The sequence below is a fragment of the Asanoa iriomotensis genome (assembly GCF_016862515.1).
GTDB classification, from domain to species: Bacteria; Actinomycetota; Actinomycetes; order Mycobacteriales; family Micromonosporaceae; genus Asanoa; species Asanoa iriomotensis.
On sequence record NZ_BONC01000151.1, the window covers coordinates 1 to 5,296 of the forward strand.

3 rRNA genes are annotated in these 5,296 nt (G+C 57.4%); all 3 read left to right on the top strand.

Going from position 1 to position 5,296, the window contains the following annotated elements:
* Positions 1–110 precede the first annotated feature (110 nt).
* The 3 genes from Air01nite_RS40400 (at position 111) to rrf (ending at position 5,296) form a co-directional block, all read left to right on the top strand.
* Positions 111–1,626, top strand: a 16S ribosomal RNA gene (locus Air01nite_RS40400).
* Between the two features lie 346 nt (positions 1,627–1,972).
* Positions 1,973–5,081 (top strand): 23S ribosomal RNA (locus Air01nite_RS40405).
* A gap of 98 nt (positions 5,082–5,179) precedes the next feature.
* Positions 5,180–5,296: ribosomal RNA gene (rrf, locus tag Air01nite_RS40410) — 5S ribosomal RNA — on the top strand.
* Together the 16S, 23S and 5S rRNA genes form the textbook arrangement of a ribosomal RNA operon.

Here is a 5,296-nt window from a genome sequence, read left to right on the forward strand (position 1 = left end):
GGTGTGTGTTTGTTCTTTGAGAACTCAACAGGGTGTTTGATAAGCCAGTGCCAATTGTGATTGTTTTTGGCATCCGTTAATGGATTGCTGGGACACTTTTTAACAAGTTTTTGTTGGAGAGTTTGATCCTGGCTCAGGACGAACGCTGGCGGCGTGCTTAACACATGCAAGTCGAGCGGAAAGGCCCTTCGGGGTACTCGAGCGGCGAACGGGTGAGTAACACGTGAGTAACCTGCCCTGGACTTTGGGATAACCTTCGGAAACGGAGGCTAATACCGAATATCCACTTTCTATCGCATGGTGGTTTGTGGAAAGTTTTTCGGTCTGGGATGGGCTCGCGGCCTATCAGCTTGTTGGTGGGGTGATGGCCTACCAAGGCGACGACGGGTAGCCGGCCTGAGAGGGCGACCGGCCACACTGGGACTGAGACACGGCCCAGACTCCTACGGGAGGCAGCAGTGGGGAATATTGCACAATGGGCGGAAGCCTGATGCAGCGACGCCGCGTGAGGGATGACGGCCTTCGGGTTGTAAACCTCTTTCAGCAGGGACGAAGCGAGAGTGACGGTACCTGCAGAAGAAGCGCCGGCCAACTACGTGCCAGCAGCCGCGGTAAGACGTAGGGCGCGAGCGTTGTCCGGATTTATTGGGCGTAAAGAGCTCGTAGGCGGCTTGTCGCGTCGGCTGTGAAATCCCGTGGCTCAACTGCGGGCTTGCAGCCGATACGGGCAGGCTAGAGTTCGGTAGGGGAGACTGGAATTCCTGGTGTAGCGGTGAAATGCGCAGATATCAGGAGGAACACCGGTGGCGAAGGCGGGTCTCTGGGCCGATACTGACGCTGAGGAGCGAAAGCGTGGGGAGCGAACAGGATTAGATACCCTGGTAGTCCACGCTGTAAACGTTGGGCGCTAGGTGTGGGGGGCCTCTCCGGTTCTCTGTGCCGCAGCTAACGCATTAAGCGCCCCGCCTGGGGAGTACGGCCGCAAGGCTAAAACTCAAAGGAATTGACGGGGGCCCGCACAAGCGGCGGAGCATGCGGATTAATTCGATGCAACGCGAAGAACCTTACCTGGGTTTGACATCACCGCAAAACTTCCAGAGATGGGAGGTCCTTCGGGGGCGGTGACAGGTGGTGCATGGCTGTCGTCAGCTCGTGTCGTGAGATGTTGGGTTAAGTCCCGCAACGAGCGCAACCCTCGTTCGATGTTGCCAGCGGGTTATGCCGGGGACTCATCGAAGACTGCCGGGGTCAACTCGGAGGAAGGTGGGGATGACGTCAAGTCATCATGCCCCTTATGTCCAGGGCTTCACGCATGCTACAATGGCCGGTACAATGGGCTGCGATACCGTGAGGTGGAGCGAATCCCAAAAAGCCGGTCTCAGTTCGGATCGGGGTCTGCAACTCGACCCCGTGAAGTCGGAGTCGCTAGTAATCGCAGATCAGCAACGCTGCGGTGAATACGTTCCCGGGCCTTGTACACACCGCCCGTCACGTCACGAAAGTCGGCAACACCCGAAGCCGGTGGCCCAACCCTTGTGGAGGGAGCCGTCGAAGGTGGGGCTGGCGATTGGGACGAAGTCGTAACAAGGTAGCCGTACCGGAAGGTGCGGCTGGATCACCTCCTTTCTAAGGAGCACCTCCCGCCGAAAGGCTGGGTAGGAGCCCGCGGGCCGCGAATGTCGGTTCGGGGTGCTCAATGGCGGAGACACTGGCTTAGTTCATTCTGGCAACGGCCACGAATTGCTCTAGTACACACGCTTGCGTGAAGGAACGGGCTGGTTGGTGCGGCTGGAGAGGACACTGAACACCCTGTTGGGTCCTGAAAGAACAAGCGCTGCTTGTCTTTCGGATCGGAGCTGCCAGGCATGGCCTGGCCTTCCATACCGCCGGCGGGATCGCCGGTTGGTGGTTGGCTGTGGGTTGTGGGTTGGTTGTTTGTTGAGAATTGCACAGTGGACGCGAGCATCTTTGTGGTCAAGTTGTCAAGGGCGAACGGTGGATGCCTTGGCACCAGGAGCCGATGAAGGACGTGGGAGGCCGCGATAGGCCTGGGGGAGCTGTCAACCTAGCTGTGATCCCAGGGTGTCCGAATGGGGTAACCCGGCACCAGTTATGTGGTGTCACCTGCACCTGAATTCATAGGGTGTGTGGAGGGAACGCGGGGAAGTGAAACATCTCAGTACCCGTAGGAAGAGAAAACAACATGTGATTCCGTGAGTAGTGGCGAGCGAAAGCGGATTGAGCCTAAACCGGTTGCGTGTGATACCTGTCAGGGGTTGCGTGGTCGGGGTTGTGGGACACTGCGTGGTGTGCTGACACACACCGAAGAAGTTACAAAGCCAGTTGCTAGTCGAATGGTCTGGAAAGGCCGACCGTAGACGGTGATAGTCCGGTAGGTGAAAGTGGCTGGTCTTCTGTGGTTGTTCCCGAGTAGCGGCGGACCCCTGTAATCTGCCGTGAATCTGCCAGGACCACCTGGTAAGGCTGAATACTTCCTGGTGACCGATAGCGGACGAGTACCGTGAGGGAATGGTGAAAAGTACCCCGGGAGGGGAGTGAAATAGTACCTGAAACCGTTCGCCTACAATCCGTCGGAGCCTTTAGGGGTGACGGCGTGCCTTTTGAAGAATGAGCCTGCGAGTTAGTGGCATGTGGCGAGGTTAACCCGTGTGGGGGAGCCGTAGCGAAAGCGAGTCCGAATAGGGCGTTGAGTCGCGTGTTCTAGACCCGAAGCGGAGTGATCTAGCCATGGGCAGGCTGAAGCGCGGGTAAGACCGCGTGGAGGGCCGAACCCACCAACGTTGAAAAGTTGGGGGATGACCTGTGGTTAGGGGTGAAAGGCCAATCAAACTCCGTGATAGCTGGTTCTCCCCGAAATGCATTTAGGTGCAGCGTCGCGTGTTTCTTGCCGGAGGTAGAGCACTGGATGGTCTAGGGGGCCTACAAGCTTACCGAAATCAGCCAAACTCCGAATGCCGGTAAGTGAGAGCGCGGCAGTGAGACTGCGGGGGATAAGCTTCGTAGTCGAGAGGGAAACAGCCCAGATCACCAGCTAAGGCCCCTAAGCGTGTGCTAAGTGGAAAAGGATGTGGGGTCGCTTAGACAACCAGGAGGTTGGCTTAGAAGCAGCCACCCTTTAAAGAGTGCGTAATAGCTCACTGGTCAAGTGGTTCCGCGCCGACAATGTAGCGGGGCTCAAGTACACCGCCGAAGCTGTGGCATTCACATATTAACCCCGCCCAAACTTTCGGGTTTGGGTGCAGGTGTGTGGATGGGTAGGGGAGCGTCGTGCCGCGGGTGAAGCAGCCGAGTGATCGAGTTGTGGACGCGGTGCGAGTGAGAATGCAGGCATGAGTAGCGCAAGAAGGGTGAGAAACCCTTCCGCCGGATGACCAAGGGTTCCAGGGCCAGGCTAATCCGCCCTGGGTGAGTCGGGACCTAAGGCGAGGCCGAGAGGCGTAGTCGATGGACAACGGGTTGATATTCCCGTACCCGCGAAAGAGCGACCCTGACGAACCTTGCTGTGCTAACCACCCAAACCTTGGAAGGTCTTCGGACTGACTGGGGGGAGCGTGGGAACCTGGTGGGTAGTAGTCAAGCGATGGGGTGACGCAGGAAGGTAGCTGATCCCGGCCGGTGGTTGTGCCGGGGTAAGCGTGTAGCCCGCGCCATAGGCAAATCCGTGGCGTATTGAGGGTGAGACGTGATGCCGAGCCGATTCAGGTGAAGTCAGTGATCCTATGCTGCCGAGAAAAGCCTCTAGCGAGTTCTTAGCGGCCCGTACCCCAAACCGACACAGGTGGTCAGGTAGAGAATACCGAGGCGACGGGCGAACTGTGGTTAAGGAACTCGGCAAATTGCCCCCGTAACTTAGGGAGAAGGGGGGCCGGACACGTGAAGCAACACGCTTGTGGAGCGTGGTATGGCCGCAGAGACCAGGGGGAAGCGACTGTTTACTAAAAACACAGGTCCATGCGAAGAAGTAATTCGATGTATATGGACTGACGCCTGCCCGGTGCTGGAACGTTAAGGGGACCTGTTAGCTCTTCGGGGCGAAGCGGAGAACTTAAGCGCCAGTAAACGGCGGTGGTAACTATAACCATCCTAAGGTAGCGAAATTCCTTGTCGGGTAAGTTCCGACCTGCACGAATGGCGTAACGACTTCCCTACTGTCTCAACCACAGGCCCGGCGAAATTGCAGTACGAGTAAAGATGCTCGTTACGCGCGGCAGGACGGAAAGACCCCGGGACCTTTACTATAGCTTGACATTGGTATCTGAGTTAGCTTGTGTAGGATAGGTGGGAGCCTGTGAAGCTCTAACGCCAGTTAGGGTGGAGGCAATCTTGAAATACCACTCTGGTTGATTCGGGTATCTAACTTCGGACCGTGATCCGGTTCAGGGACAGTGTCTGGTGGGTAGTTTAACTGGGGCGGTTGCCTCCTAAAGAGTAACGGAGGCGCCCAAAGGTTCCCTCAGCCTGGTTGGCAATCAGGTGTTGAGTGTAAGTGCACAAGGGAGCTTGACTGTGAGACTGACAGGTCGAGCAGGGACGAAAGTCGGGACTAGTGATCCGGCACCGGCATGTGGAAGCGGTGTCGCTCAACGGATAAAAGGTACCCCGGGGATAACAGGCTGATCTTCCCCAAGAGTCCATATCGACGGGATGGTTTGGCACCTCGATGTCGGCTCGTCGCATCCTGGGGCTGTAGCAGGTCCCAAGGGTTGGGCTGTTCGCCCATTAAAGCGGTACGCGAGCTGGGTTTAGAACGTCGTGAGACAGTTCGGTCCCTATCCGCCGTGCGCGTAGGATACTTGAGAAGGGCTGTCCCTAGTACGAGAGGACCGGGACGGACGAACCTCTGGTGTGCCAGTTGTCCCGCCAGGGGCACGGCTGGTTAGCTACGTTCGGAAGGGATAACCGCTGAAAGCATCTAAGCGGGAAGCTCGCTTCAAGATGAGGTATCCCACCACCTTCGGGTGGGTAAGGCCCCCAGCTAGACCACTGGGTTGATAGGCAGGAAATGTAAGCCCGGTAACGGGTTCAGTTGACCTGTACTAATAGGCCGAGGACTTGACCTACAAAGCTGCTACGCGTCCACTGTGCAACTCCCGACAAACAAACACCACACCCTGCTGCGTTCCGCGCGGGAAATGGTTGTTTGATATGTCGATAGAGTTACGGCGGTCATGGCGGAGGGGAAACGCCCGGCAACATTCCGAACCCGGAAGCTAAGCCCTCCAGCGCCGATGGTACTGCACTCGGGAGGGTGTGGGAGAGTAGGACACCGCCGGAC